The sequence below is a fragment of the Pseudomonas fluorescens genome (assembly GCF_002837185.1).
Taxonomy (GTDB): domain Bacteria; phylum Pseudomonadota; class Gammaproteobacteria; order Pseudomonadales; family Pseudomonadaceae; genus Aquipseudomonas; species Aquipseudomonas fluorescens_AM.
On record NZ_KZ478001.1, the window covers coordinates 23,948 to 49,600 of the forward strand.

At 49.8% G+C, this 25,653-nt stretch carries 24 protein-coding genes and 1 pseudogene; 10 read left to right on the forward strand and 15 right to left on the reverse strand.

Annotated features, from left to right (window positions below; genetic code table 11):
* Positions 1-183: 183 nt before the first annotated feature.
* The 6 genes from CIB54_RS16685 to CIB54_RS16710 form a co-directional block, all read right to left on the reverse strand.
* The gene (locus CIB54_RS16685) at positions 184-1,185 is read right to left on the reverse strand and encodes a metallophosphoesterase (protein WP_101220328.1); all 1,002 of its coding nucleotides are present in this window, start codon (positions 1,183-1,185) and stop codon (positions 184-186) included.
* 187 nt (positions 1,186-1,372) lie between these two features.
* Positions 1,373-2,005 carry a hypothetical protein gene (locus CIB54_RS16690; protein WP_068933355.1) on the reverse strand — a complete coding sequence of 211 codons (633 nt, stop codon included), beginning with the start codon at positions 2,003-2,005 and terminating at the stop codon, positions 1,373-1,375.
* A 137-nt stretch (positions 2,006-2,142) separates the two neighbouring features.
* Positions 2,143-2,844 (reverse strand): hypothetical protein, encoded by a 702-nt coding sequence (locus CIB54_RS16695; protein WP_157829726.1) that lies wholly within the window; start codon positions 2,842-2,844, stop codon positions 2,143-2,145.
* 131 nt (positions 2,845-2,975) lie between these two features.
* Positions 2,976-3,734: a hypothetical protein gene (locus CIB54_RS16700; RefSeq protein ID WP_101220329.1), complete on the reverse strand. Its 759-nt coding sequence runs from the start codon at positions 3,732-3,734 to the stop codon at positions 2,976-2,978.
* Positions 3,735-3,823: 89 nt separating this feature from the next.
* The gene (locus CIB54_RS16705; RefSeq protein ID WP_101220330.1) at positions 3,824-5,506 is read right to left on the reverse strand and encodes a UvrD-helicase domain-containing protein; all 1,683 of its coding nucleotides are present in this window, start codon (positions 5,504-5,506) and stop codon (positions 3,824-3,826) included.
* On the reverse strand, positions 5,503-7,425 hold the full coding sequence (locus tag CIB54_RS16710; RefSeq protein WP_101220331.1) for an ATP-dependent nuclease: 1,923 nt from the start codon (positions 7,423-7,425) through the stop codon (positions 5,503-5,505). Before CIB54_RS16710 ends, CIB54_RS16705 begins: the two co-directional genes overlap by 4 nt.
* An 847-nt stretch (positions 7,426-8,272) precedes the next feature.
* Here CIB54_RS16710 and CIB54_RS16715 point away from each other — a divergent pair.
* Positions 8,273-8,638, forward strand: a complete 366-nt coding sequence (locus CIB54_RS16715; protein ID WP_012723702.1) for a histone-like nucleoid-structuring protein, MvaT/MvaU family — start codon at positions 8,273-8,275, stop codon at positions 8,636-8,638.
* 116 nt (positions 8,639-8,754) lie between these two features.
* Here CIB54_RS16715 and CIB54_RS16720 read toward each other — a convergent pair whose 3' ends face one another.
* On the reverse strand, positions 8,755-9,717 hold the full coding sequence (locus CIB54_RS16720) for a GlxA family transcriptional regulator (protein ID WP_012723703.1): 963 nt from the start codon (positions 9,715-9,717) through the stop codon (positions 8,755-8,757).
* Between the two features lie 329 nt (positions 9,718-10,046).
* Here CIB54_RS16720 and CIB54_RS16725 point away from each other — a divergent pair, with 329 nt between their 5' ends.
* The 3 genes and pseudogenes from CIB54_RS16725 (at position 10,047) to CIB54_RS27990 (ending at position 12,278) form a co-directional block, all read left to right on the forward strand.
* Positions 10,047-10,505 carry a hypothetical protein gene (locus tag CIB54_RS16725; RefSeq protein ID WP_137201177.1) on the forward strand — a complete coding sequence of 153 codons (459 nt, stop codon included), beginning with the start codon at positions 10,047-10,049 and terminating at the stop codon, positions 10,503-10,505.
* Between the two features lie 144 nt (positions 10,506-10,649).
* Positions 10,650-11,423 (forward strand): annotated as a pseudogene (locus CIB54_RS27985) (MCP four helix bundle domain-containing protein); the annotation flags it as partial.
* Positions 11,424-11,489: 66 nt separating this feature from the next.
* Positions 11,490-12,278 (forward strand): methyl-accepting chemotaxis protein, encoded by a 789-nt coding sequence (locus CIB54_RS27990; protein WP_371915019.1) that lies wholly within the window; start codon positions 11,490-11,492, stop codon positions 12,276-12,278.
* Between the two features lie 175 nt (positions 12,279-12,453).
* Here the strand turns inward: CIB54_RS27990 and CIB54_RS16735 are convergent, their stop codons facing one another.
* The gene (locus tag CIB54_RS16735) at positions 12,454-13,428 is read right to left on the reverse strand and encodes a helix-turn-helix domain-containing protein (RefSeq protein ID WP_101220332.1); all 975 of its coding nucleotides are present in this window, start codon (positions 13,426-13,428) and stop codon (positions 12,454-12,456) included.
* A 312-nt stretch (positions 13,429-13,740) separates the two neighbouring features.
* Here CIB54_RS16735 and CIB54_RS16740 point away from each other — a divergent pair, with 312 nt between their 5' ends.
* Positions 13,741-15,054, forward strand: coding sequence for a methyl-accepting chemotaxis protein (locus CIB54_RS16740; protein WP_065945822.1), 1,314 nt, complete (start codon positions 13,741-13,743; stop codon positions 15,052-15,054).
* A 53-nt stretch (positions 15,055-15,107) separates the two neighbouring features.
* Complete coding sequence (locus CIB54_RS16745) at positions 15,108-15,380, forward strand: DUF1652 domain-containing protein (protein ID WP_224265959.1); 273 nt, start codon at positions 15,108-15,110, stop codon at positions 15,378-15,380.
* A gap of 399 nt (positions 15,381-15,779) precedes the next feature.
* Here CIB54_RS16745 and CIB54_RS16750 read toward each other — a convergent pair whose 3' ends face one another.
* Together CIB54_RS16750 and CIB54_RS16755 are read right to left on the reverse strand one after the other, a co-directional pair.
* Complete coding sequence (locus CIB54_RS16750; protein ID WP_065945823.1) at positions 15,780-16,121, reverse strand: carboxymuconolactone decarboxylase family protein; 342 nt, start codon at positions 16,119-16,121, stop codon at positions 15,780-15,782.
* Between the two features lie 21 nt (positions 16,122-16,142).
* Complete coding sequence (locus CIB54_RS16755) at positions 16,143-16,811, reverse strand: FUSC family protein (RefSeq protein ID WP_083207114.1); 669 nt, start codon at positions 16,809-16,811, stop codon at positions 16,143-16,145.
* Positions 16,812-16,987: 176 nt separating this feature from the next.
* On the opposite strand from CIB54_RS16755, the gene CIB54_RS27995 reads away from it, so the two are divergent.
* Both CIB54_RS27995 and CIB54_RS16765 read left to right on the forward strand, forming a co-directional pair.
* Positions 16,988-17,257, forward strand: a complete 270-nt coding sequence (locus CIB54_RS27995; protein ID WP_420094159.1) for an IclR family transcriptional regulator domain-containing protein — start codon at positions 16,988-16,990, stop codon at positions 17,255-17,257.
* A complete protein-coding gene (locus CIB54_RS16765) occupies positions 17,251-17,487 on the forward strand; it encodes an IclR family transcriptional regulator domain-containing protein (protein ID WP_157829727.1) in 237 nt (78 codons plus the stop codon). The genes CIB54_RS27995 and CIB54_RS16765 overlap by 7 nt, the downstream gene beginning before the upstream one ends.
* Before the next feature lie 150 nt (positions 17,488-17,637).
* On the opposite strand, the gene CIB54_RS16770 is transcribed toward CIB54_RS16765, so the two are convergent.
* Together CIB54_RS16770 and CIB54_RS16775 are read right to left on the reverse strand one after the other, a co-directional pair.
* Positions 17,638-18,180: a cysteine hydrolase family protein gene (locus CIB54_RS16770; RefSeq protein WP_065945825.1), complete on the reverse strand. Its 543-nt coding sequence runs from the start codon at positions 18,178-18,180 to the stop codon at positions 17,638-17,640.
* Between the two features lie 101 nt (positions 18,181-18,281).
* Complete coding sequence (locus CIB54_RS16775; protein WP_065945826.1) at positions 18,282-19,172, reverse strand: MBL fold metallo-hydrolase; 891 nt, start codon at positions 19,170-19,172, stop codon at positions 18,282-18,284.
* Between the two features lie 133 nt (positions 19,173-19,305).
* On the opposite strand from CIB54_RS16775, the gene CIB54_RS16780 reads away from it, so the two are divergent.
* Positions 19,306-20,289 (forward strand): GlxA family transcriptional regulator, encoded by a 984-nt coding sequence (locus tag CIB54_RS16780; protein ID WP_065945827.1) that lies wholly within the window; start codon positions 19,306-19,308, stop codon positions 20,287-20,289.
* Positions 20,290-20,382: 93 nt separating this feature from the next.
* Here the strand turns inward: CIB54_RS16780 and CIB54_RS16785 are convergent, their stop codons facing one another.
* The 3 genes from CIB54_RS16785 to CIB54_RS16800 all read right to left on the reverse strand — a co-directional run bounded on the left by CIB54_RS16785 (position 20,383) and on the right by CIB54_RS16800 (position 24,569).
* Positions 20,383-21,321: a GlxA family transcriptional regulator gene (locus CIB54_RS16785; RefSeq protein WP_224793209.1), complete on the reverse strand. Its 939-nt coding sequence runs from the start codon at positions 21,319-21,321 to the stop codon at positions 20,383-20,385.
* 667 nt (positions 21,322-21,988) lie between these two features.
* Positions 21,989-24,070 carry a TonB-dependent receptor gene (locus tag CIB54_RS16795; protein ID WP_101220333.1) on the reverse strand — a complete coding sequence of 694 codons (2,082 nt, stop codon included), beginning with the start codon at positions 24,068-24,070 and terminating at the stop codon, positions 21,989-21,991.
* Positions 24,071-24,179: 109 nt separating this feature from the next.
* Complete coding sequence (locus CIB54_RS16800; RefSeq protein ID WP_101220334.1) at positions 24,180-24,569, reverse strand: DUF2946 domain-containing protein; 390 nt, start codon at positions 24,567-24,569, stop codon at positions 24,180-24,182.
* 176 nt (positions 24,570-24,745) lie between these two features.
* Between CIB54_RS16800 and CIB54_RS16805 the strand changes: the two genes are divergently transcribed.
* Positions 24,746-25,630: a LysR family transcriptional regulator gene (locus CIB54_RS16805; RefSeq protein WP_101220335.1), complete on the forward strand. Its 885-nt coding sequence runs from the start codon at positions 24,746-24,748 to the stop codon at positions 25,628-25,630.
* Positions 25,631-25,653 lie beyond the last annotated feature (23 nt).

The window sequence follows — 25,653 nt, forward strand, 5'->3', positions numbered from 1 at the left end:
CAATAAGGGAGTGAGCTGTTGCTGACGCACGCCTTGAGTCGCCGTAGTCGTTCCTGATTGTTCTGTGTTGTCCCGAGCAGATTTAGCTCGATCAGTTGACTACGCCCAGGAACGCATAGCCCTATGTGATCATTGACTTATATGAGCGCTGAGGGGGGCGAAATTCGGCCTTCGAAAACCTTTTTAAAAGCTCGACAATCGGTTTAACAGATCTCCGAGTTGCGTCTCAGCATACCTAGCTTTCAGCTCTTCAAATTTCGCGGTTTTGCGATCCGCGGTGAGCAAGCTAACCCCATGCAGTGCGTTAACAAATTTCTGAGACTCGCTTATTTCGGCCATGAGTGGCAGCCAGGTCGACCGTGCTTGTTTGATCAGGGTCTCGGCCTCAAGACTTAAACCTTGGGACTCAATGAGTTTGTTCTCGTGAAGTGTTTTGCTGAGGTTGGCCAAGGCGTGCTCGAGCCTCTGCAACTGATCTGTTACGAGTTCAACTGCATCAAGTGATGTCGAGCGCCCGTCGACATAAATCTTGTCTTCCTGTACGCAATAGATCGCCAACGGGCCATCACCGCCACCGGTGCAATCAAGCGCCAGTACATTTCCGAGGCGCAGAGGGGAGGGTATCCAAGTGTGTCCGACGCATATCCTCCAAATGCCTTTAACGCCCTCGCGATAGTGCTTGATGATGCGCTCACGCCCCCACAGTGCGATCTCTGCAATTTGAGCGTTATCCAGGCTTCCGACAAAATCACTCCACGCCATGCCAGTGGGAACATCTGCATGCACGACCCCCACAAGTCCTTTCGCGGTTTCGATCTCGATCGCTAGAGGGAGGCTTTCAAGTCTTTCAATAATCATCGGCTTTGATTCATCAGCGATCGTCGACCACCAGCCAGCTCCCTGTGAGGCATATCGGGCACTAGGGTCTCGCCGATACGCGTCTATCAGCATCCATTCGTGATTGCCTTGGATTGTATAAAACCAAGGCTCACCGAGTAGCTTTAAACCATCCAGAACGCCGGGGCCACGATCAATCAGATCACCTACCGCTACGACCCTATCAACCTCCTTGTCGAAGCCGAGCGCGTAAAGACCTTTGTGAAGATCGATAGTCTTAAAATGGATGTCACCGACCACGAAGTCTCTGCCGTGGTCGTTCTTGGCTAGCCTCAGAACATTGGTCATGTCGTCACGAATTTCCTACGCTGATTGCTGCGGAGAGGGCGATTTCATGAGATATGCTGGGTCTCAAATTCGCAGCAGCGAGACATACGAATTATACTCTGCGAAGCCCTTCTCCATGCTCGTTTGCCAGCAGTGTCGGGGCTGAGAATTATCCCGCGAGGTATTTTCTCTGTCATATAGCGTGCATCTAAATTGTTCGGCGCCGGCGCTCGTTACCATTGAGTACATGGCACGGTTTGCACAACGCTTGGAGAGTTGCGGTCTGGTGAGCATCATGGAGGAGCTGTAACGCAGGGTGTCCTGGCGGCAAAGAGAACGGCTCTTTGTCCAGCCAGTCAAAGCGGGAAAATATTTCCTCAATCTGGGAAGTGCTGAGCGTCTGAATGATCTGGGCGACCATAACCTTGAACTCGGGGGACACATGGTCAACTTCGGTAGACGGATTGTTCTTGCATCGTTCACATACAGGATGCGTCGCTCTGTAGCTAGAAATTGTAGGATGCGCAGCATCCCGGAGTGCGCGATCCAACCAAGCCATTTCGTCTCGAGGGTTGATGCACTGCGTCCATGAGACTCCGTGCCAGCCATGACCCGGAAAGTAGCCTTGGAAATCGTAAACCGCTCCTGGGCGGGGTAGCTTTCGAAAGCGGGTAGGGCGCAGATCTTGCGCTGCACAGTGGTAATGTTTCTGATGAATTAGGTCGGCGATGATGGAGGACTCAAACTCTTGACCGAAATCGACCTCTGCGATCTTCCCCTGGATCATCTCTTTCAGTTGCGTCTTCGTCATTCCCTGGAAGAACTCTTTGCCTCGGCTCATTGTAATTCCTTGAGTACGGTGTTCGAGCAGTGCAGCGAGTAGCCAGTCACCGGGATAAGTGGCTTGCAATGGTGGTCGGCTCAGAGAGCGAACGGTAGGTGTGAGGCTCGTTGGCCACCCGCCAAGGCAAGGATCGATCAACCACCTGCGTGAGCAGGGCACAATTGGTCTGATAGCGAGTCATCGTCTCTACACGCAAGCCTCACTGCCTCGGCGACGCTGAGAGCGCGGGTAGGTATCCAAAGATTATCCATGACCAAATATCTCTGTTGTGTGACTTGATTGCGCAGCTTGAGGGCTTTCAAAATGTCATCAATGACTTTTAACGTAGCGTTTGCAGGCTCTGTCTCGAACGTGATGTCGAACACCGCCGCATCCAACTGCAGGTAGTTTTTGCTGTTAGTCGGAGGCATGATAAACGGGGTGACTTTATTAGCAGGTAAAATCCACCCATTCAGTTCGTCGAACTCAGTCACTGGAATCCAGCCACTGTTGCCACCTGGCAGCTCGTACCCCCCTGCGCCGGAAGCTTTTGCGACAATCGGGCGAGTGGCATGTGCAATGGGCTTTTGCGGTGGGTAATCTACTTTGAAACGCTTAACGATTTGATCTGCTGAACTATCGTTTTTCAGGTCGAAGTCGTAATAGCGGCCATGTGGTTTGACGAACGATAACGTTACGTCCCCTACCAAAAAATTGTAGGTTGTGGTTATCGCCAAACTGAAAAGTCCAAGCGATGCCACGGCAGCGATCGCTTTCGTGAACCATCGTTTTGGACGACCGTATGGGATTGGCCGCTTGAACGATTTTGGTGTTTTTGCTGCGCGTCGGTTTGCCAAGATTTCGAATCCATCGCTGAGTGAGTTTCATCCCTGTGGCCTCAAGCGCGAGGCGCGCTCGCGGTACTGAGATGAAAGTCTATCAGCTGGGGCGCGAGAAGGTAGGTTGCCGGCTTTCACGCCACGTGGAGTCAACGAGCTGCTTTCCTTTTTGTCATGAAATCTATCAGATCTTTCACAACAACATTAGCGGCGTTGTCGCTTGATAGCTCGGAGGCTCGAATCCTTCTGACCTCTACGCCTTCCCACGTCAAAGGAACCAAGCGCTTATCAGCATCGGCAGGTGATTCGCGATGATAGGTATCTCCGTCGACCTCTATAATGAAAGTCAGACCTTTGAACACCACTACGAAATCGGGCTCGAGACGATTGTAGGCTTTGCCTATCCGTACGAAGACTGGAAGCGGAGCGACTGCGAGCTGTGCTCGTGTCATTGCCGTGAATAGAGTGACCTCAGCCTGAGAGCGAAATAGAAGCCCCTGATGTTCCCTCGATGCAATATTGTCGCTTCGCACTCGTCCCTGGTTGGTGACACCTTCACCTTTCACATATCGGATAGCTTCTTCTCGCCAATTTTCGGAGGCTTCCCCAATACGTGGGGCAATGGTCACCCCATTTAGGGCCTCGTCATGAAGGGTTGAGTAGAACGGGGTCACTACGTCATAAATCGCTTTACCGGTAGCTTCGCGTTCTACATCTGTCATGGCGTAGTACAGGGGGATTGGAAGTGCCACCATGAGCTGCCAATAATTGACACCGAAATCGGTGTTGATCAACTCAGCTGTGCATTCGCCTGATACCAAAACGGCAATTGCACGAGCATCTCCCAGCAGTTTGAATGCCTCGACCGCCCCTGCTGCCAGATCTTCCATGTTGAACGGTGAAAACATCAAGTGCCTCCTAGCCTATGACGAAAAGGTGAGCATCTCGCCTGCAGAACTTTAAGTGATTCATTACGGTATAGCTCCCCCCAAGGGTTTTAGCCTTTCCACGCATGCAGCGAGCAGGTTTGATGCCTAGCAACGTGGCTGACGAACTCGCCGTGCTGAGTTCTTCGCTCGTCCCATCGCTTCTTTGAGCTCTTGGGTCGAGGGCGTAGCTCAGAGGTAGTCAGCACGAGCCTCTGCTTCGCCCTAGAAACGCCTACGAAGAAAACACATCGTTCTTCTGCAAGCTTGCCCCAGAAGGCCTGTGTTTCAACTCCAAGGAGGATTACAGAGTGAAACTCTAATCCTTTGCTCTTGTGCATTGTCAGGAGCCTGACAGAGTCGCTATCGGACAATCCCGCCAATACCTTGAGTAGATTCGGCTCTTCGGTAAGCTGGGCTCGGATACGATCTCGGACGTCGTGTACGACCTCGGTTAGACGTTGGCGCGATTGGTAGTCGGGCGAGAAGGCCGCTAAGTCGGATGCGCTCAGTCCCTTTAACAGCTCCAAAACAAGCTTCCACCAGGAAACATATGGAGTGTGAGTCTTGCTGTCGGCGACGACTTGTCTTTTGTGAGACCGAAATAATTCTTCGAATATCTGGGGCGCGCTGCCTTTACTGTTGTCGTCTTCAAACGGCGCAAGCTGCGACATCAACCTCGACCATGCCTCGGACTGCCCGGGCTCGTATAGGCAGCTTAGGTAGTCAACCACGAGTCCTACTGCAGGTTCCTTAAGCAGATCTTGTAGCTCGTGATCATTGCGAAACGGTATGCTTTTTCGCGAAAGTTGCTCCATCAACGCTTCAGCATATTCCTCTATTTGGCGAGGCATCAGGATCGCGATTTCGCTAGGTGGAATGCGCTCCTCAACTATCCAATGCTGAATGATTTCTGCGAGAGCCTCAGCCTCTTCAGCGGAGTTTCGGAAGTGACCGGTGAGTATGTTACCGCCGTTACCATCTACGAGATCGTCAGGCATCACAGCGGCAGCTTCAATCTCTCGGATCACATCGTTCTGCATGCGCAGCAAGCGAGGTTGAGAGCGGAAGTTCAGAAATAGTCGAAGAGGGCGGGCAGCGAAATCATCAGCGTAGGTTTTGAATATTTCATCCAATGCCCCCGCCCAACCCATGATTGTTTGCTTGGTATCACCAACGGCGGTTAGAATTATCGAGGTATCGTGAAATAAGAGCCTGATGAGTTCGTATTGGTCGCCAGTGCAATCTTGAAACTCATCGAGAAACACGTGGGAATAGGTTGTGCGTATAGCATTGAGGGCGACCTCACTGTCCCTCGAAATTCTCAAGGCAAAAGGTAAGAGCTGCTTGAACGTTACTTGTTTTCCGGGGACGTACTCGGGCCCGATTACGTAATCTTGGTCTAGCGCTTCGTCCACCAATATAGGCCGAAATTTATCGATAATTCGCTTTGCAAAACCGTGAAAAGTCACGCTATCGAAGCGTGAAGCATGCTCTACTCCGCAACGCATTTGTATCCGTTGCTTGAGGTTCCGACTCGCGTCTGTTTTGAAAGATACAGCGAGGATTCTTTTAGGGTATCGGCAGCTGTTGGTGCGCAGGAGGAAGTCGGCACGTTGAGCGAGAACTTCAGTTTTACCGGCGCCAGGCCCAGCAGTCAGTACGACTGATCTTTCGCATTCCCGAATGACCTCCCAAGCACTTTTCTCCAGGAGAATCCCTGGGGAGGGAGTCCACCGATCTGGATTGATCATTCAGGCGACTCCTCCAGCTTTGCAATCACTCTGTCGGCCAATCGGTCGAGGGCTTCGGGAAGAGAGGCTAGGAGCTGCTCGTCGGTAAGTCGTCCGAGCGCATCCAGGTGTGCAGCTGGTTTGCTACTCAGTTTGAATAGTTTGTGGTAAGCAGCGAACCAACTCTGCTCTACCTCGTCGTATTGCCCGGGGTTGAAATGGTTTTCGCCGAGCACTGATGTAAGGCTTTTTGCAGTAGCTGGAAATGCTTCTGCTCTGTATGCCTCAGGAAAGGCGGCTAGCATCGCAAAATCTAAGTCCAAGGGTGCAGAGTAAAATACATCGCGCTTTTCGAGTTCTGCGAACAAACTAACTTTGCAGTTGTTGAAAAAGTGATGGGACTTTATAGGTCGCTCGGGATCATCCCAAGCATGCCGAATCCAATCATGTGGAAGGTTGAGGTGAGGTGCATGCGCATCGAATTGATCTCGAATGTAACTTATACGACCCCACCCACCCTGATGGCGTCCAGTATCGAGATCTAGAAGGGTGATGTAGGGAGTACCGATTGCCGATAAAAGTTTCCAGAAGTGGTTCACGTGCCTCCCCCCTAGTGGAGCGATGGCTACCGCAAATTCGTCAACAGGAGCCCCCTTAGCCTGAAGAATCCTCGGAAGGACGATTTCCTCGCTGTCACCTTCACCCAAAACGACCAGTCTTGCGAAATACACCTCAGGAAACGCCTGAACAGCCTCTCTCACAAATTTGTAAGCATCACTGCGTTTGGGGGGCAGCAAGATCTTCGTGACTTGGGTTTGTCGATTGCTGTTAAGTCGAAGGTATCGGATGTGCTCCGGCTCTACTCGACGCAGCATCGACGGCGCTTGCGTTGCGATCAATGCTTGAGCATCAAGACCTACAGAGGATTTCAGAGAGTTAACGATACGGCCCAGATAATGAGGTGAGAGACTATTCTCAGGCTCTTCTACCGCAAGGATCGTGAACGCTGGTGGCTTGAGTTTGTGGGGGTCAAATGAGGTGTTTTTGCCTGATCTGACTTCCCTCCCAATCGCTAGTGCCGAGAACACAAGAGACAGATACAGCATGGATTTTTGTCCATCGCTCAGACGTACAAAATCCACCTGATTTTCACCATGACCTGGGCTGAACGAAACAGACAAATGCCTGAGCAAAGACTCTATTTCGGAGTTTTGAAACGTCAATCGCGGGGAAGCAAAGAAGTCGCCCCTGTGCAACTTTTGCCAAGCAGTGCTCAGGCTATCGCTCAACGCTTGCACAGACTTATTGCCCGTAAGGCACTCGGTAATTTGCTCCGTCAATCCTGCAACGGTTTCGCGATCGTCATTCCAGTTGGCTGCCCGCAGTAGCCTACCAAGAAGGGCCGTGGCGCCATACGCCACGTGGTCAGATGGATCGCGGCGTGCGGGAAGGTAATGAAGGTGGATTTTATCTCGATGTCTCTTCGGGACTGATGCGGTTGATGTAGGTTTGCCTGCATCGTCTGTCTTTGTCACAAACAGAAAACGCTCTTCGATTTCACCGTCCTCGTACATCGTCGCTTCTAAACGAAAGCGTACTCGTGGCACATCGTCGAAGGTGCGTAAGGCCATCTGATTGAAAAACTCTGGAACGGTATCTGCGTCCTCATCGTCCTGTGTTTCTTCAAAGCTGAAATCGGCCTCGAGCGAAAGCTCCCTTTGCTCTGGTGGATTTTCCTCAGATGCCGGGACGTGGAAGTCAGAGCGGCGGATACGTCGCAGATTTGATTCAAATGCGAACATCCGACAGAGGCCTTGAAGCGTTGTTGTTTTGCCTGCCCCGTTAGGGCCTAGTAAATAGGTCACATCTTCAAAAGTAACCTCTTCCCCTTCAGGCCCAAAGGATTGGAAATTGTTCACCCGCAGACTGCACAGCTTCATCGATAGCTTCCTTACTGAATGTCTGGTGTACACGCTTTCCCAAGATCATTGCATCCGGCCTTTGGTGCGGCTGTACAGTTTCAGAGCTGACCGGGAATAAATTTACACAAATTTCAAAAGGCCACCATCGAAATCGATTTTCAAAAACGGAGATCTATTATTTGAGAACAAAAAAAAGCTGCGTCGGCCCAGCCTTCCTAGGCGCGAACGCTAGTGGGTTTTTTGCCTTTCTTTTTAGGTGTTTTGCTTTACCTTTTCCTGGCGTGGCTGTCTTCGGTGTCACGATTCTGAGATCAAAACTTGGGAATAATGTGTGCTTGCGGCTCTGTTTAAATGCTCGTTCGTTGGGCCGTTACTTACAGGAGGGTTTAGAACCTGATGATCGTGATGGCTTCGTCATCATTAACGCTGCGAGTGGCAAAGACATGGTCGATATCCAGGATCGCAAGCCATTGGTCTTATCGCCTGAGCACGCTTGTGCACGGATCGATGCCGACACCTCAGCTGACGGGCTCGCGAGTCAGCGATGTAGCACTCCCGACCAGCTACCTTCTTTCACTGGTGCAGGGTGGGCAAGGATGTAGGTAACTTCCGGAACCATGGCCCAAATCCGATTGACCCAATTTCTCTAGCCTCGGATTTCGATGACTGAATTGAACCTCGATCGGGCGATAATGGCGGGGGTGGCGAACTCAGCCGAATCGGGGGATATCCGATATCTACGAACTATTCCGTATTAAAGCTTACTTATAACTATCACCAGTTTAATTTTTGACGCCGCTACAATCTAAGTATAAATTACGGATCTGCAATACACTCTTAGTTACCTATCTAATCGAGACCTGTCATGTCCAAACTCGCAGAATTCCGCCAGCTAGAAAAACACCTCGCCGAACAGCTCCAAGCTCTCGAAGCCCTCAAGGGGGATGCAGGCCTCAAGAAAGAAATCGAATTCGAAACGAAGCTGCGCGATTTGCTCGCAAAATACGGCTACAGCCTCAAGGACGTGATCAACCTGCTTGATCCGCAAGCCGGTCAACGGGCTCCAGTAGCCGAGTCCAAAGTGGGCAGTCGCAAGCCTCGCCAGTTGAAGGTTTATAAAAACCCTCACACTGGTGAAGTCGTCGAAACCAAGGGTGGTAACCACAAAACGCTTAAAGATTGGAAATCCAAGCACGGCGCCGCGACAGTTGAGTCTTGGCTGAGCAAGTAATCACCTTCTGCAAGGAGGCCCTTATGGGGCCTTCTTGCTCACAATTTTACTGTGCGGGATCAGCTATAACGCTCGTTGACGAGTAATATCAGCAGTCTGATGGTCAGACCGTACATTCATATGGTTGACTTAAATCTTTGGCGATACTCACTTGGAGTTACGCCAAAAAACTTCCAAAATTTCCTTATCAAACTTGCCTCATGTCCCAGTCCCGTCAAGTGTGCGATTTCCTTGAGAGGGCACTCGGTGCTCACCAGCAAGTGACGTACGGCATCAACTCTTAGTTTTTCGACCATCTTGCTCGGGGTCTGCCCTGTTGTTGTCCTGTACCTTCTTATGAAGGTACGCTCGCTCATATGCATTCGCTTGGCAAGCGCCGCGATAGACAAGTCTTCTACAAGGTTTTCATTTACCCATGCATGCAGATCAGAAAAAGTGCAACTTCTGGTTTGCAAATCTAAGCTAGAGCTAAACTGACTCTGGTCACCAGGCCTCTTTAAGAATACGACTAAGTGCTTCGCGACTTTCAAAGCTAAAGCGTGCCCTAAATCAGCTTCAACAAGTGCTAAGGCTAAGTCAATACCTGAGGTGACACCAGCTGACGTCCAAATGCGTCCATCGTTGACAAATATAGGCCCACGACGAAGTAAAACATCTGGATGAGTTTTCTCAAGTTCATCATACGCAGACCAGTGGGTTGTAACTTTGCAGCCTGAGAGCGCTCCGGCTGCGCCTAGTCCAAACACTCCTGTACAAACGGAGACCAGACGCGTCACTTTCTCAACGTGAGCCTTAAATACAGCGCTAAATTGGGGATGTTTACAGAATTCGTATATGCCTAACCCACCAGGAACGATTAGCGTATGTGGGGCTAGTGAGCTCTCATCTAGAAGGGCGGTGTGGATATAGGTATCAGGAAGCAAAGCGGCTACGCTATCAAGCGAAACCATCGATAGATGGTAGGGCGGAGCTTTCGGATCTGAAAAATAGTTGGCTGTTGAAAATACTTCTAGAGGGCCGGCCAGGTCGATCAAATTAGCTTGGGCAAAAGCGATGAACTGAATCGTTTTAGTTAGCATTCAGCGGATTCCTGCGCACCTATGTAGTGCGCATGAATCCATTTTTGGCGTGAATCGTCAAGCTGTTGTCATTTTTTTCGGACGAAATGATAGCGTATTATGATCACATCGCCACCTTCCTTGAGCCAACGTTAGATTGCAAAAACGGATTCTTTTAACAGTGTTATCGGTTTTAGACACGCATATGATCTGAATTGCGCGTAAATACATCTTCAAAGCGAGGGATAGTTAGCCATAAAATTTTGGTTCAGCTTCAGCGCGCTCGTCGTCATGGAAGACAAGAAAATAATAATTTCATGATAGTCAACGAACTCTGCTGGTTTCCTATAATGCCTAAATTAAAAAAATATATAGAAGCAACACAAAAATGCGAAGAACTTACCATGCAGATGGTAGAAGATGTAGGTGGGATTGTTTTTTCAGTGCGGGCGCTTGAGCATACCTTTTTGCTCGCTAATCTTGAGGTGGAAAAAGCTGCGCAACTCGACGTAAGTGATACCAATAAAACTACCTCGTTGCCTTCCTATATGCTTGCTAGAGAGTTGAAGAAACTGAATTTTTCACTTGAAGCATTGAAAACGTCTATTAAGCGTAACATCGGCGAAAGCCTTAGTTATCTCAATTCACTTACAGCCAATCTCGAAATGGAGATTCCGGATGACCCGGATGATCCGCTTTGGGAGGCATTTCGTGACTATAAGAAAGTGTTGATTAAAAGTGTCCGAACCTTGAAGAAGCTTGATGATGAATTATTTAATGCGGAAATTAGTCTTGTCGACGAATCGTGACGAAGCGCACTAGCATGCGAGCTACTTCCGTATCGCAGTAAAATTAGTTAAGGTTATTGCCTAGCGCAATAATATGCATTATTTCTATTAAAATACTTGTCCAGGCTAGCTAGCTTGTGATGAAAGACGACTGTCGGAGTCGCTATGAATTTCAAGAATTTAGGTATTTCAACTAAAGCTACTTTATGTTTCGGAAGTATCACTGCCATTCTCATTTTCTTAGGTGTTTTCGCTTACGTGCAGCTATCTCACTTAAGGGCCGCCGGACAACAGTTAGCAGAAAATGCTTTGCCGAGTACGCAGACTATCGATGATATCCAAATCTCCTTGCTTAACGCCCGGCTAGAAAGCATCAGGATGCTTGCTAACTCAACAAATGTGGCGGGGAAAAGCGCCGCCGAAGCTAAAGTCCAACATTCGGTGCAAATATTAGAAGAGCGTAGCGATTACTATCGTAAGAACCTCATGGCTGGTGAGAAGGATCGGGAGCAATTCGAGGCTGCAGATCAAGCAATGAAGATTTATATTGCAGGGCTTGCGCAATTGTCAAAGCTTGACTTGTCTGAGCATGAGCAGGCCTTGATATTTGCTAATTCTACCCAAGCGGATAATGCCAGCTCATTTCAGGAAAAACTTAATGTTATTAGGCAGTTCAATGCCGAACAAGCAAAAGCTTTGGGGGTCGAGGCGGACGTTGTTTATAATGAAAGCGTGAATGTACTTGTTACTATTGTTGTCGTTTCTCTTTTGCTTACTATTGTTTTAGCTATAGCATTGACGCGCAGTATAGTAAAGCCTGTGGGGGACTCGCTCAGGCTTGCTGAGGAAATTGCGTCGGGGGATCTTACGCGGCGTCTTGAAATTACGGGCACAGATGAGGTTTCTAGGCTAATGGTTGCCCTCAATCTTATGTCTAAGAATCTCCAGGACACAGTTTTAGAAATTTCTGAAGCGTCCATCCAGCTGAGTTCAGCTGCAGTCGAAATGACCTCCATAACTGAGGCTGCGGATCGGCATCTTCAGCAACAGAATAGCGAAATTGAACAAGCTGCCACTGCTGTAACAGAAATGACTTCCGCAGTTGAAGAAGTTGCTCGTAACGCAACCTCTACCTCCCAAGCAGCCCAGGAGTCTAGTGAGGCGGCTAAGCTCGGTAATCTCCGTGTTTCCGAAACTTTGTCTGCCGTAGAGACTTTGACAGAGCTCGTGGAAAGCTCCGCCTCTCAGGTGACAGAATTGGCGGGACAGGCGGAAGATATAAGCCAAGTCGTAGGCGTAATCAGAAGTATAGCGGAGCAAACCAACCTGTTGGCTTTAAACGCCGCAATTGAAGCCGCACGCGCAGGCGAACAAGGGAGGGGGTTCGCTGTTGTTGCTGATGAAGTGAGAGCGCTCGCGCATCGAACTCAAATTTCCACCTTGGAAATAGAGAAAATGATAACAGCAATTCAGAGTGGATCCTCAACAACAGTCGATTCAATACGTCGAAGCACTGAAGAAGTTTATAATACTAAAAGGACAGCTGAGGGGGCGGGTCAATCATTGCGGCAGATCACGGATTCCGTTCTTCAAATCAACGAGCGTAACCTACAGATCGCAGTCGCATCGGAGCAACAAGCACACGTCGCTAGAGACGTTGACAGGAGCTTGTTGAGCATTAGATCTTTAGCGATCCAAAGCAGCGAGGGTGCAAATCAAACAATTAAGGCCAGCAATGAACTCAGTCGGCTAGCGGTTAACTTGAACCATCTCGTTCAAAAGTTTAAAGTTTGATATTGGTGCATTTGAAAATACTTTAAGAGCTGCTTTATTGGAATGCGCGTACCAGGCGCGGTACCCTAGGTGAGCCCGCAGCAAAGCCCAGGAGCCGCCGCTGCGTGCTCGCTGATCTTCCAGCCGCCACCAATCACCTCTCTCAACTTGCTCGCACCTAATAAACCCGTGTGTGTCACGATTTCTTACGAAGAGAGGGCTGTCCTATGAACGAAGGATGAATGAAATATTTAAGACTGTAGTATTTGCAAAAGGATTGATAATTGGTGAAGCCACACGCGTATGCAATTTCTTTTGGAGTGAGGGAGTTATCCTCCATGTTTAACATACGCCTCGCTTTTTCCAGTCTCTGCTCTCGCAAAAAGACGATAGGCGTAGTGTTCTTAAATTTCTTAAACCCCATTTGCAGAGAGCGAACGCTAAGGCCTGCATGGGTGGCGACTTCGCACACGGTTAAGTGTGGGTCTACACTGGATACCATGTATTCTGCAGCCATGTTGATTAAGTGAGGCGTAAGCGTGATGGATCTTTTGGGGCCCAGGATACTCAAAGTGTAATTGTTACGAAAGTTGCAGAGAAAAAAACCTATCAAGCTTTCTTTTAGGCTGTCAGCAACTCTTTTTACAAATATTGGTGATTTTTCCGAAAAATCTAAAATGGTTTCTACGAGTCTTTGGATAGAATTAATCTGCCATCGTTCGCTTGTTCTTTGGTCGAAAAAAATTCTCGATTTAGGGGAGTAGCCTAAGATCAAGGTAAGTTGTTTTGCCATGTCAGCGTTGGAAATATATATCGTTGTGTAGTTTATTCCCTCGGCATAATTCGCGAGAAATATTTCTCTCTGGTCAGCGATTACGAGAGCTCCTCGCTCGACCCTGTGTATTCCATTATGGTTGCGCCATTGCATAAAGCCAGAATGTGGAACTGTAATAGAGAAACCATCCAGTTCGTTCGACGTTCTATATCCCCATCCAGACTGGCTATAAGAAAGACTTACGAATGACGTGCCCATAACACAAATCCTTTTTTCATAGTCTAGCGTCCCGTTCAAACCCGGAGTTATCGACATGAAATTATCGTAGCTTTGGAAGTGCTCTGACGCATCCCCTATGTCATGAAAATGTAGTTTGTTAGCGCCGTAGATATCCATCATTCATTCGTGGTCACAGAAAATTCTATTATAGCTTTTGCCCCGCCCTGCATTCAATTCCGTTTTTATTGCATTTGAATTGATAATCAAAGAAAAGCGCAATACTAAAGAAAAGCGCAGAATTATTTTTGCTTGTTGCTGGTGTTTATAAAAAGTCATATTTATCCTGGTCGCGAGTTGACGGTAGCCCTCTATTTTTAGCCCAATGGCTAGTTGATATTTAGGTGTGGATTGAGCTTGAGGGGTAGAGAGTTATCCATTAGGTTTTGCGCAATAACTATTCATTTCGTTATCATTTACTAAGGGCTGATCATGTTTAATAAAGCACTGAAAAGAAAACTATCCGATTTGGAAGCTAAAAGCAGCGAGCTTAACGAATTGTTTGTGGCTCTTGATCGGTCAACGGCTATCATTGAATTTAATGCAGAGGGAAATGTGGCAAGTGCGAATAATAATTTTTTGCGCTTGTTTGGTTATCATGCTGACGAGATTTTGTGCAAAACGCACAAAGACTTTTGCCTGGCGAGCTTTGGCCGAAGCCCTGAATATCCTTCTTTTTGGCAGAGGCTGCAGTTAGGAGAGTCATTGTCTGGCACCTTTCCTCGGATTACGAAGATTGGTGAAGTTATTTGGATTGAAGCCACTTATAGCCCACTGTTGGGCGCATCTGGGAAAGTCGAAAAAATAATAAAATTCGCCTTTGATGTAACGGAGCAAGTCGCTCGAGATTCAGAATTGCGCGCGAAATTGAATGCGATTGACAGGGCGATGGCAATTATTGAATTTGACACATGTGGAAATATAATATGTGCAAATCAGAACTTTTTAAATGTTGTGGGTTATGATGTGTCCGGATTAAAAGGGAAGCATCATAGTTTGTTTTGTGAGCCGGAGTTGACTCGCACAGAAGGATACATTGATTTTTGGCGACGCCTGAATGCGGGCGATTTTTTTAGCGGCCAATTCAAAAGAATAGCCAAGAGCGGCAAAACGGTCTGGCTGGAGGCAAGTTATAATCCTGTTTACGATCGTGATGGGAAGTTAATCAAGATTATAAAATTTGCTAGCGACATTACCGCTCGCATTGAGAAAATTGGCGAAGATGCCCAAGGTGCATCACGTGCGTACCATATTTCCGCTGAAACTGAGCGAGTTGCAAAACAAGGAGCGCAGGTCATTCACGAGACAGCGATTGAGATGCGCTCAATAGCTGAGAGCATTGGAATATCTGCGCGATTGGTTGGAGAGTTGGGGGATAGATCGGAGCAAATAACGGCTATCGTCAACACTATACGGGGTATCGCTGAACAGACCAACCTACTTGCGCTGAATGCTGCAATCGAGGCAGCACGTGCCGGTGACCAAGGTCGTGGATTTGCGGTAGTGGCGGATGAAGTCAGACAGCTGGCGGGACGTACAAGCCGCTCTACAGCGGAAATTGCAGAAATGATCGGTAGAATTCTTACTGAGACACGCGACGCGGTGGCGAGCATGGTTTCTACGCGCGAACGTGCACAGCGCGGCGTGATGCTGGCTGATCAAGCGGGAGAGGTTATATCCCAAATCCAAAGGGGAACAAGCGATGCGGTTGAGGCGGTGAGCATGTTTGCTTCTAAATGTGACTGAAAGCAATCTATTATAGGTTGAGTTTAGTAGACCCTCTGATAGGGCGTCTCCGGGTGTCAAAAATACTAGCAGGAATTTCTGCGCTTCAGTTGCGAAAGGCTCTCGAGTCGGCTTTTCGACCACTTTCGTGCGATTGTACATTGAGCGCAGATGGCACCCTTACTATCAAACTTTACGAACCTTGTTCTGGTCGTGTGGATCTTCTTGTTACCGCTGTCCGTGGTGATATCCTTGCGTCCAGTTCCGCACTTTCGTCGCTGATCGAAGAGCTGAGCTTTGAGATCGACGCTTGCCGACGTTCGTTCTCTCAGATCGGTAGGAGATAAGTCTTTTTCCATACCCCGACATTCTTTCCGCTCGTGTGCCTTCATCCTGCTCACGGTAAAATATTCATACCGATTTACCCGGAGCGACCGAAATTGTTTGCTAAAAGGCGATAAAGTCGGGTGGGAGACATCCCGTGCTATACTTATGCGTGCCCACCGTGTGTTTGGCACCCATTACTTTCGAGTGAAGTGATTAGATGAGAATGACCTCGTTTGGTAAACTCTAACTTGCATTAATGGACTGATTGAATGCCTCACATATGTTTTTCCAGACTCGAAGGGTCGGGCACGCCAAGCAAGTCCACATCACGTTTTATTTCTGTGCAAAGATCGGATTGCCGCGACGCGCAGCTTCGATCCGATAGCGTTTTTTTGAAACGTACCCAGACGAATACTGCTTTAGCGTCGTGACTCATCACTTTGATGGGCTGCTTTCATCGCTTGCCATCCATGTGTAATCCCTCCACCCGCTCGAAGCGCTGTCGCTAACATGATCGCCTCGGCTACATCTTGCTTCGACGCCCCCGCGCTGATGGCTCGCTTCGCATGGTCGGTAATGCAAGAAGAACACTGTGTAGTCACTGCTACGCCAACAGCGATTAATTCCCGCGTGGCTAAATTCAGGCTACCGACATCCTTGTTGAATACAGCTTTGTCAAAGTTGAAAAATGCCGCGACCATTTCGGGGGCAGCCTCTTGGAGATCTCGCATGAAGTTAGCATCAGCCTGATGGTTGTGCATTTTTGTATACCTTTAAATTCATTATTGGAGCGTGGAATTTGATGCTTGGTGCTGCTTGATTGAGTTCACGGTCATGCGGTGGCCAGACTCAAATACATTAAGCCCACGCTGTGTCAGCTTCCTACCGACCGGCGATGGCGGCTCGTATGCAGCGAGAAAGGCCAGACGCTCAGCCGCACGTTGTGTAAGCCAGTTGGCTGACAATCGCTTTTTCCGCATTTTTCCCAAGTCGGAATTAAGTGCTCTGATAATTCGTCGCTGCAGCCATGTGGCCTTGGGCGGCCCTAACAGATCAAACCCTGCGTACAGCAAGCCGAGGCCCGCTGCGATTCCCAGTCCCGTGGACAGGCATTGATCGACTGCAAATGTCATGTAGTTGCTCGGCTGAACAAGCACAGCCAAGGTGAGGCAGAAACCAAGCCCGTAGGGGGCGAGTGTCGGTGACGTCATGCTCATCAGCCCCAGAAAAAGAGGCGCAGAAAGCACCAGGATCAACATCTCGAAATCGCCCGAACCCTGCGCAAGCGAACTGAGTACAAACAGGATAGCGACAGGGATGGCGATCAAGGCTCCCCCAGTAACTTGGCGGTTGCCACGCGTGGCACTGGGTGTGAGGAGAATGCCTGGGAGAGCAAGACAGGTAGCACGATCATCATGATGAGTGCGGCTTGTTCTCCTGACAGAGTCCATACCCCGATAGCGCTCAGGAAAACAAGTGAGCCCAGGCGGTAGATCTGCCTCGCTCAACGGTGCAGCGCATCGTAGGAGCGCTGGAAGAGCAGGTAATGATTCGGAGTGAAGGAGCCGGAGGAATCAGTCTCGGGGCGGGTTTGTTAAGGCTTGTCGCGAATGCCCATGTCGACCGCATGACTGTCGTTCGCCCTTGGCTGCATAAGCTGAGCGAGGTGGTTCAAGAGACGGTTGTATTTTCGAGGCCTGCCGGCATCCAACTGATCGTTGAAGACCGTGTTGTTGCTGATCGTGAGTTACAGGTGGTGCCACGTCTTGGCCAGTTGGATACCCCGTTGTATGGGACATCTGCTGGACGGGCGCTCTTGGCTCTAGACAAAAATGAGGACTTAAGGCTCTGTTTGCAGCTGAAATCGCTACGAAGCAGGAGACGGCGGTATTGCTGACGCTGCTGAAACAGTTGGACAATATTCGCAAAATCGGGATTTCAAGCGATCACGGTGAACTCATCGAGGGCATCACCACGACAGCTGTCGCGCTGGATACAGTGTTAGGCCGTTTTGCAATCTCAATGCCAATCCCTACATTTCGTTTCGAAAGGGCTCGCGATACCTACATTGAGGAGTTATTGCGTTCCAAGGCTGGAGTGTTCAAAGAGATCGGTATAGTCGGCTAGCGCACAAGCGGGACGATCCTGACAAGGTATAGTCCGTCTGAATCTGAGGCGATGAATGCTTAACTCGTTGCCGGCGCCATCAAATTGCTAGTGCGTTGATGATGAAGGCAAGGGCCCCATGGGGCCCCGCAAAGTCAAGTCGTCGCGCGGTTAGGCCGACAGGTACTCGTCCACCGATTTGACAGTGGCGTAGCCGAACTCAAAGGCTGCCATCATCGTTGCATGTGCATGAGCGGCTGGAACGTTTACACCACCAAATTTGAGATCCAGGGTCGCGCAGGCATCGTGCAGCACAGTAACCGGATAACCCATATCCGCTGCCGCACGTACTACGGCGTCTATGCACATGTGGCTCATCGCGCCTATGACCACGATTTCCTGTACGCCTGAGCCATCCAGCTGCTGCTTTAGATCAGTTTCTCTGAAGGCGTTGATGTGTTTTTTTACGATTACAGGTTCATTACCTTGGGGAGCTACATCTGGTTGAATTTCCGCACCTGTGGATCCCTTTGCAAAGATCGGAGCGCCTTCAGCGGACTCATGCCGTATGTGGAAAACAGGAAATCCCGTATCACGGGCGTGGCTGATCACTCGGATAGCATTCTCGACAGCGGTGTCGATCCCGGTCAAAGGTAGCTTGCCAGTGGGTAGGTATTCGTTTTGCAGATCAACTACTACAAGGCCACGTTTCATGAACGATCTCCGGTCAATTTATCCGAGCTTAGGGAATGGGTGGCGAAGGCTCAGATCGGCAGGTATAGCACCTGCCTTATTCCGAACCCAAAAGGTTTGAGTCAGAACTCCAGTGAAGCGCCATCTTCCGGAATATCGACCCGGCTCTCGATACCTTGCTTTTTGACGTATGTGCGCAGCTCTTCACGAGTCAGGGACATGTGGTTAATTGCGTCCATGTGCACTGCGACGATTTTCGCGTCCTTCGCAGCCTTTGAGGCGCGTAAAACGTCTTCCTCGCCCATGATGATCGATCCCTTATAGCCGGTCATCATTGCTTTCCCGGCATTCAGTACGATGACTTCGGGATGATATTTCTCAATGGTCTGGTCGACCTCTTTACGCCAGACAGTGTCACCGGCCAGGTAAAGGGTCTTGTAGCCTGGAGCTTGAAAAACAACGCCCATTGCTTCGCCAAGAGGCTTCGCTAAAGCGGGTACTGCATACATTTCGTCGGTGCCATGCTGACCACCGGTCTTGGTGATTTTGACGCCGCCGAATTTAGCTTCGTCAGTCAGTACGCGCACATTCTTGAAGCCTTGGGAGCGAATCAACTTCGCATCGTCCTCATGCTGCGTGAACAGAGGGATGTCTTTCGGCAGTGCTTTTTGTGCGGCATCGTCCCAGTGGTCAAGATGCGTATGAGTGACGATGACAGCGTCTACACCAGAGATCACTTTTTCGGGCGACTCAGTCAGATCAACCAAGGGATTGCGCAGGTCACTACGGTAGGTATTTTCAAATCCTGGGTAGGTACCCTTTTTGGACAGCATCGGGTCGATCAGAAAGGTCGTGCCGCCGTAGGAGATTTTTACCGTTGCGTTCCGAACTTGCTGCAAGTCGACTTTATGGGCCGCGTCCGGGGAATTGAGAGTCTCGGAGCTCGCAAATGCCGATGAGGTTGCGGCAGTGCAGGCAAGGCCAAGGGCGATTGGAAGTGTTTTAAAGTTCATCTCGTTAATCCTGTTATTGCATCAGTGACTCCATTCTTGCCCAATACTCTGGGACTCAACAGTGGCCTGAATGACAGATTGCGATATAATCGGGCCATAAAACCTGCGCTGTTCTCGAATGTGAGGCTGACTGATGCAATCCACACGCGTTGCTGTTCTGGCTTTTGACGGAGTCAGCCTGTTTCATCTTTCCGTCCCTGGAATGGTGCTTGGAACAGCTCAATCTGCACCCGGTGAACCTCATTACGAGGTCAGTTACTGTGCAGAGGCTCCGGGAATGGTGATAAGCGACCAGGGCATAGGCTTAGCGGTCGATCATGGCCTGGAACTGATGGAGGCATCCGACGTAATTGTCATTCCGGCGTGGGGTGATCATTCGGTCGCAGCGTCTGCAAAGCTTGTGCAAGCCTTACAACGTGCAAATTTCCAGGAAAAGCTCATCGTCGGGCTATGTCTGGGAGCATTCGTGCTCGGCGATGCCGGGCTTCTTGATGGCAAAGAAGCAACCACTCACTGGGCAGTCAGAGACGAGTTTGGGCGACGGTTCCCAGAAGTTCGTTTCAGGCCTGAAGTGCTCTATGTCAGTGATGGCAACATCATTACCTCTGCAGGAACCGTTGCGGCAATAGATTGTTGCCTTCACTTGGTACGGCAGCGGCTCGGCGCCGATGTAGCGAATCGCACCGCAAAAATGCTGGTGACACCGCCGCACAGGCAGGGCGGCCAAGCTCAATACGTTGAGCATCCTGTGCCGCAGCTATCCAGCGAGACTCACTTGTCTGATGTGCTGGCATGGGCTCGTATGAATTTGGCCAGTGATCTGTCGCTCGACGTAATGGCGGACATGGCGAAAATGAGTAGGCGTACCTTCACTCGTCGATTCAGGGAATCGACTGGCAGTACCGTCTCAAAGTGGTTGAATGCTCAACGCGTTGTCAGAGCGCAGGAGCTGTTAGAAACGACTGACCTGCCTATCGAATGTGTAGCCGGTGAGGCAGGATTTGGAACGCCTTTATCGTTGAGGCAGCAGTTCGCTGTGCACCTCGGCACGTCGCCTTCTGAGTATCGGCGAATGTTTTTCCGTGAAAAAAAATTGGAAGAAAAAAAAGCGAACTAGGTGTTTTTCCAAGAATCAAGCTCGATATTACGCTTAATATATAAATACTAAGTTATTATAGTATTCAGTCCGCCGCTTAATGTGAAAAACCTTTCAGAGAAGCGACTTAAACCGCTCTCGATATTCCTTGGGCGTGACGGAGTATTTTTTTGTAAAGTTACGAATAAACGTTGACTCGTCACCTAGCCCACACTTATTGGCGATTGCTTTGAGTGGCGAGTTTGACGTCACAAGTAAGTGGCAAGCCGTTTCTAGGCGAATCTGCTCGACCATTTTACTCGGCGTGCAACCTGTGACTTCACTATATTTACGTGCAAAAGTTCTTTCACTCATGTTCATAAAATTTGCTAGTGAAGATATCGATAAATCGCTATTAAGATTGCTATTTAGCCAAGCGTGAAGGTCTGAGAATTGACTGCTTTTTGACTGTAACGTCAAAGATGAGCTGAACTGATCTTGATCGCCTGGCCGTTTTAAAAAAACAACCAGATGTCGTGCTACTTCGAGTGCAGCAGAATGCCCCAAGTCAGCTTCAACCATTGATAACGCCAAATCGATCCCGGAAGTAACACCCGCTGAAGTCCATAAGTCCCCGTCATTAATGAATATAGGGCCACGCCTTACGTTTACAAATGGAAAGTCTGTTTCCAATTTGTCATAGGCAGACCAATGAGTAGTAACGTGTCGCCCGTTTAGTTTTCCAGCTCTCGCTAGCGCAAATACCCCCGTACAAACGGAAACTAGACGCTTTGCATTTTCAGCATGCCTTACAAAATGTGTAAAAAACTTTGGATGATCACAAAATTTGTGGATGCCAGGCCCGCCTGGGACGATCAGCGTGTGCGCTCCCGGTGTTTCCGCTCCCAAAACCGCAGCGTTTAATGAGAAATTAGAGAAGATCTCAGTGGTTCTACTTAAAGAAAGGATCGATAAGGAGTAGGGGGGATGATCCGGGTCTGCAAAGTGGTTAGCCGCAATAAAAACATCCAAAGGGCCTGCTAAGTCGAGAAGGCTAACTTCGGGATAAGTCATGAACTGAACAGATCTTACAAGCATTTGTGTTACACCTTCCGGGAGAGCACCTTGTGGGTTCTGGTGATTTTGGCAGAAATCATCAATTTTTTGTCATGTTTTTAACTTATTTTCGTCTATCGTAACTTTAACCTAGAACGCTGCAGCATAGCCCAATCTCACCTAGGGATAAATTTAGTAGCACTTGAACATCCTTGTGCCATGTATTGGCAATTCGCACGGCCTAATTATTTTTTCGATTTGGAGATTGGTTTTATGTCGGGGCTTATGAAGAGCGCTATGGGGTTCGAAGTGAACATGGATGATGAATTTTCAGATAAGATTTGTAATATTCTTGGGCTGTTGGAGAGTGGTTCTTCAGGTGTTGCAGGATGTGAATTGAGGAAGGTCGCCGAATCGAATAGTTGGATTATTGAATTTTTTTGGCGCGACGAACAATCTATGCATGCTCATTTTCGATCATGTCAACTGCAAGAACTGATTAAGCTGTTGGCTTCTAGATCGCGTAAGATTGTATTCGAATGCGACAGTGAATGAGCCTAATACATATAGATTTCTCAGGCGATTAGTTACCAACCAGCTTTCTCTTAGTTAATCGGATTGCGGTGAGGAAGGCGCGCATTCCCTGGAGCTGTTGAGGCCTAATAGGCCTCAACAGAATTCCTCCTCAGAAGTCCAAAGTCACTCCTGTGTAAAGCGCACGGCCATCACCCGGGGAATGTAGGGATGCCTGGGCACCGTCCGGGTCATACCAAACATATTCATAATAACGATTTGTAAGGTTTTTCAGCTGTAGGTCGACACTAACTGATCGTGTCACTTTGTATGTTGCGCCGAGGTTCATCAGCACGTAACCGCCATACGTCCCTTTTTTATTTTCCCGTTCTAGGTAGTAATTGGTCTGGCCGTTCATCCAGGCCGTCAGATGTAATGCTGGTGTCGCGTCGTAGCTGATTCCCGCGTTGTAGAGGTGATGCGGGATGTGGTCGATTTCCTGACCTTTGCTGTTAGGCAACGTGGCACTCGGCTGGAGTATTTTCGAATATTGCCAAGAGTAGGCCATCCAGATATTGGTGCGTTCGTTCGGATACAGGTTCATCTGCAAGTCGTAACCCCAGCGCCGTGTTTCACCAACATTATCGGATTCGCCGCTTGGGTCGTTCAGCCTTCGACTAACTTCCCCCGAGGCCTCTTGCTGCCAATAAGCAACGCGCCCGTCTACCCAGTCATCCGGCGTGAACTTGATTCCGGTTTCCCAGCCCTCGTTGATCGAGGGTGCCAGATCGGTATCCCGGGGAGGTATCTTGTAAGCCGCCGCCCCGGTGCCCACTTGAAAGGTACGTCCCCAGTTCGCATAGAAGCTGGCAACGTCCCAGGGAGAATAGACAACGCTGATCTTCGGCTGCTTGATCAGCCCGTAGTCGTTGATGTCGTAATCTGTGCCGGTCATTTCATTAGTGAAGTCGCCCTGGATCTTGTCGACCCTGTAGGCGGGTACGATCTTCAGAGACTCGAAAGGTTTGATCTCTGCCTGGACATAAGCGCCATAGGTGTCGAAGTCGAACTGTTGGTCGCGGGTGGTAGCTAGACGTGTGCGGTCTCTAGTGCGATAGCGCTCACTTTTATTTTTCTGCTGCTGTACGTCTGCGCCTCCTTCCAAGGCGAAGTCGTAAAGCCAGCTGACTTGCGGTCGCCAGGTCACGGAGGTTAGCGCGCCATATTGCGTCTCGTAAGCGTCGCGTTCCTGTTGAGCGCTGGTGCTCCAGTATTGCGTCCAACGCCTGTCATCGAAGGTGTTGACGTAGGTCTTCGCTGACCAAGCGAGGTTATCAGCCAGGTCTGTATCAAAATGCAGACTGACTTGGTTCATGCGACGCGTACCCTTGTCAGTAGCGTTGAAGCTGTTGGTCATTTCCGGGTGATGACGTGCATCGTCTTCTCTTAGATAACCTGGCTCCTGAGCTTCAGTTTCGTAGTGACGAGCAATAAGGCCGATACGGTAGCTGTCATCGTCCGGCGTGTAGAACCATTTGCCAGACATTGAAAACTTGTCGGCTTCGGCATGATCCCGGTAGCCATCAGATTTTTGGTAGGCGAAAAAGTAATTCTGAGTCCAGTTGCTGCTCTCAATTCCCTTGGCCAGCTGTGCTTCTTGGGTATTGAAGCTTCCATAACGCAGCCGCGCCTTGTTGTAGTCGCCACCTGTGCGGGTGAACATGTTGACGTTGCCGGCAATGTTGTTCAGACCATAACGCGCATCGCTGGTGCCACGCACCACCTCAATGCTGTCCAGCTCCATGGGGAAAATCATGTCCATGAACGGCATATTGCCGTCGTTGCTGTTGCTCGGAATGCCGTCGATCAAAAGCTTTACGGCATTCACTTCGCCTTCACCGTTAAAGCCACGGAAGGAAATTTTCCCTGAGGTCGTGCCTTGGTTGAATTCGGTGAGCATGACACCCGGTGCGCGACTGAACAGTTCCCAGCTGTAATTTACTGGCATTTTTTCGAGGATGTCTCCTCCGAGAATATCCACCGAGCTGAGAACGTTGCTGGTACTCAAAGGGCCGCTTGCCGAGCCCTGAATGCTAACCGCACCTAGGGTCAGGGTTGAATTTTCGATTCTGCTGGCTTCAGCTAATGCCACTGACAGCGGGCTCAACGCGAGCACGCCTATAGAAAGCAGGGGCCAAAGGGGGCGGGACACAGACAATGCCTTTGCAGGGCGCAAAGTGGTTGAAGCAGGCATAGCACGCACTTCCTGATGATCAAGAAACTTTAAGGGCGTTCAGCGTCCATCGCAGGCCGCTAGAAGGATTTAAAGAGAGCAGCACCGCATGAGGTCAGCGGTGTTGTGATCAGGCGAAAGGGGATGCGCGTGGACTTAGGCTTGGCCAACGAACTCTCGGATGTAGCGTGGGCAACTCAGGATTTTCGAGGGCGGTATTGGGGGTGTACGGCGGTAGGTAGTGCCGGTAGTAGTTGGACGGTAACGCTGCAAGTCCCGCATGACCACAACAGCAGTCGCCGTGCTGCATGACAGGTTTCGATTGCGGCAGCTGCAGGGCATCAATTACTTTGCCGAGGTCTGCAGGAAGGGCGCTCAAGTTCCCACCTGAACAAAAACCACCCCAAAGCATCAGGCGCACGTCTGGTGCCTGTATCGCACGACTCATCGGCATGGCGAACAGATTGAGCAGGACAGCCAGACAGGCAATCCAGGGACGGAGACGTTTCAACGAGCTCATAAATGAAATCGCCGCGAAGGGGCAGCTATTTAGCCCGCTTTAAAGAGTGAAGTAAATTTTTCCTGGGTGCGCTATTTCGCCACAGGTCATATTGGATCGCAGGGAAGATCTCTGCGTCCAAACAAGACGCCTGCACCAACTGGTAAGCTCGCTCATCAACTTGTTGGATGATGGCTATGTCTCTACGCGCACTTCGAACACTGCTTGCTATTGCCCAACACGGTTCTTTCGTCAGAGCAGCGGACGCCGTTCATCTCACCCAGTCAGCGGTCAGCCTTCATGTTCGGTCATTGGAGGAGGATTTCAACGCGCTCCTGTTTGACCGTTCACGACGGTTGCCGGTACTGACGGATGCGGGCCATATCGCCGTGGAGCGCGCGAGAGAAATTCTAGCCTTGTATGACGGCATCTCCTCTGAGCTTGGCGGCGACAGCGAGTTACGGGGCAGGCTTAGAATCGGCGCCATCCAAACAGCACTGGCAGGCGTTTTGCCCCTCGCACTGTCTGCATTGCGCGCCCTGCATCCGCACCTGCGCATCACTGTTGCGTCGGGCATGTCTGCTGAGTTGGCCACGCGCGTAGAAGCGGGCGAACTAGATGTTGCGATCACCACAGAGCCGGTGAAACCACACCCTTATGGCCTGGTGAGCACGGTGCTTTACGAGGAAGGTTTCTGGATCATCGCGCCTGTGTCACTCGCGCATGAGGACTTGCAGCGTCTTCTCAAAAGTCAGCCGTTTATTCGCTTTGATCGTCGTGCCTGGGCGGGTCGAACCATTGAGCGGGAGCTTCGCACTATGCGGATGCGGGTGCAGACCAGCATGGAGCTTGATAGCCAAGATGCGATTATCCAGATGGTTTCAAGCGGACTTGGAGTATCCATCATTCCTCTCGCTCAGCAACAAGTCGAAAGCCTGACCACACTCGCCTTTGAGCCGTTCGGCACGCCTCAAAAAACCAGGCGCGTTGTATTACTGGAGCGCGAAGAGCGTCCGCTTAGGCGATTGGCTTCAGCCCTGGCGAACGCCGTGAAAGCTTATTCTCCGCACACCGACCCATGAGTGATAGTTGTTGTTTGCTGAAT

What these genes read in the sequence shown, in the direction of transcription:
- CIB54_RS16755 (WP_083207114.1), bottom strand. Translation starts at nt 16,811, where the DNA reads ATGGACTCTGTCAGGAGAACAAGCCGCACTCATCATGATGATCGTGCT.
- CIB54_RS27995 (WP_420094159.1), top strand. Translation starts at nt 16,988, where the DNA reads ATGACTGTCGTTCGCCCTTGGCTGCATAAGCTGAGCGAGGTGGTTCAA.
- CIB54_RS16805 (WP_101220335.1), top strand. Translation starts at nt 24,746, where the DNA reads ATGTCTCTACGCGCACTTCGAACACTGCTTGCTATTGCCCAACACGGT.
- CIB54_RS16750 (WP_065945823.1), bottom strand. Translation starts at nt 16,121, where the DNA reads ATGCACAACCATCAGGCTGATGCTAACTTCATGCGAGATCTCCAAGAG.
- CIB54_RS16700 (WP_101220329.1), bottom strand. Translation starts at nt 3,734, where the DNA reads ATGTTTTCACCGTTCAACATGGAAGATCTGGCAGCAGGGGCGGTCGAG.
- CIB54_RS16715 (WP_012723702.1), top strand. Translation starts at nt 8,273, where the DNA reads ATGTCCAAACTCGCAGAATTCCGCCAGCTAGAAAAACACCTCGCCGAA.
- CIB54_RS16685 (WP_101220328.1), bottom strand. Translation starts at nt 1,185, where the DNA reads ATGACCAATGTTCTGAGGCTAGCCAAGAACGACCACGGCAGAGACTTC.
- CIB54_RS16800 (WP_101220334.1), bottom strand. Translation starts at nt 24,569, where the DNA reads ATGAGCTCGTTGAAACGTCTCCGTCCCTGGATTGCCTGTCTGGCTGTC.
- CIB54_RS16720 (WP_012723703.1), bottom strand. Translation starts at nt 9,717, where the DNA reads ATGCTAACTAAAACGATTCAGTTCATCGCTTTTGCCCAAGCTAATTTG.
- CIB54_RS16705 (WP_101220330.1), bottom strand. Translation starts at nt 5,506, where the DNA reads ATGATCAATCCAGATCGGTGGACTCCCTCCCCAGGGATTCTCCTGGAG.
- CIB54_RS16785 (WP_224793209.1), bottom strand. Translation starts at nt 21,321, where the DNA reads ATGACTTATCCCGAAGTTAGCCTTCTCGACTTAGCAGGCCCTTTGGAT.
- CIB54_RS16690 (WP_068933355.1), bottom strand. Translation starts at nt 2,005, where the DNA reads ATGAGCCGAGGCAAAGAGTTCTTCCAGGGAATGACGAAGACGCAACTG.
- CIB54_RS16795 (WP_101220333.1), bottom strand. Translation starts at nt 24,070, where the DNA reads ATGCCTGCTTCAACCACTTTGCGCCCTGCAAAGGCATTGTCTGTGTCC.
- CIB54_RS16780 (WP_065945827.1), top strand. Translation starts at nt 19,306, where the DNA reads ATGCAATCCACACGCGTTGCTGTTCTGGCTTTTGACGGAGTCAGCCTG.
- CIB54_RS16740 (WP_065945822.1), top strand. Translation starts at nt 13,741, where the DNA reads ATGTTTAATAAAGCACTGAAAAGAAAACTATCCGATTTGGAAGCTAAA.
- CIB54_RS16725 (WP_137201177.1), top strand. Translation starts at nt 10,047, where the DNA reads ATGCCTAAATTAAAAAAATATATAGAAGCAACACAAAAATGCGAAGAA.
- CIB54_RS16775 (WP_065945826.1), bottom strand. Translation starts at nt 19,172, where the DNA reads ATGAACTTTAAAACACTTCCAATCGCCCTTGGCCTTGCCTGCACTGCC.
- CIB54_RS16735 (WP_101220332.1), bottom strand. Translation starts at nt 13,428, where the DNA reads ATGGATATCTACGGCGCTAACAAACTACATTTTCATGACATAGGGGAT.
- CIB54_RS16710 (WP_101220331.1), bottom strand. Translation starts at nt 7,425, where the DNA reads ATGAAGCTGTGCAGTCTGCGGGTGAACAATTTCCAATCCTTTGGGCCT.
- CIB54_RS27990 (WP_371915019.1), top strand. Translation starts at nt 11,490, where the DNA reads ATGACCTCCATAACTGAGGCTGCGGATCGGCATCTTCAGCAACAGAAT.
- CIB54_RS16770 (WP_065945825.1), bottom strand. Translation starts at nt 18,180, where the DNA reads ATGAAACGTGGCCTTGTAGTAGTTGATCTGCAAAACGAATACCTACCC.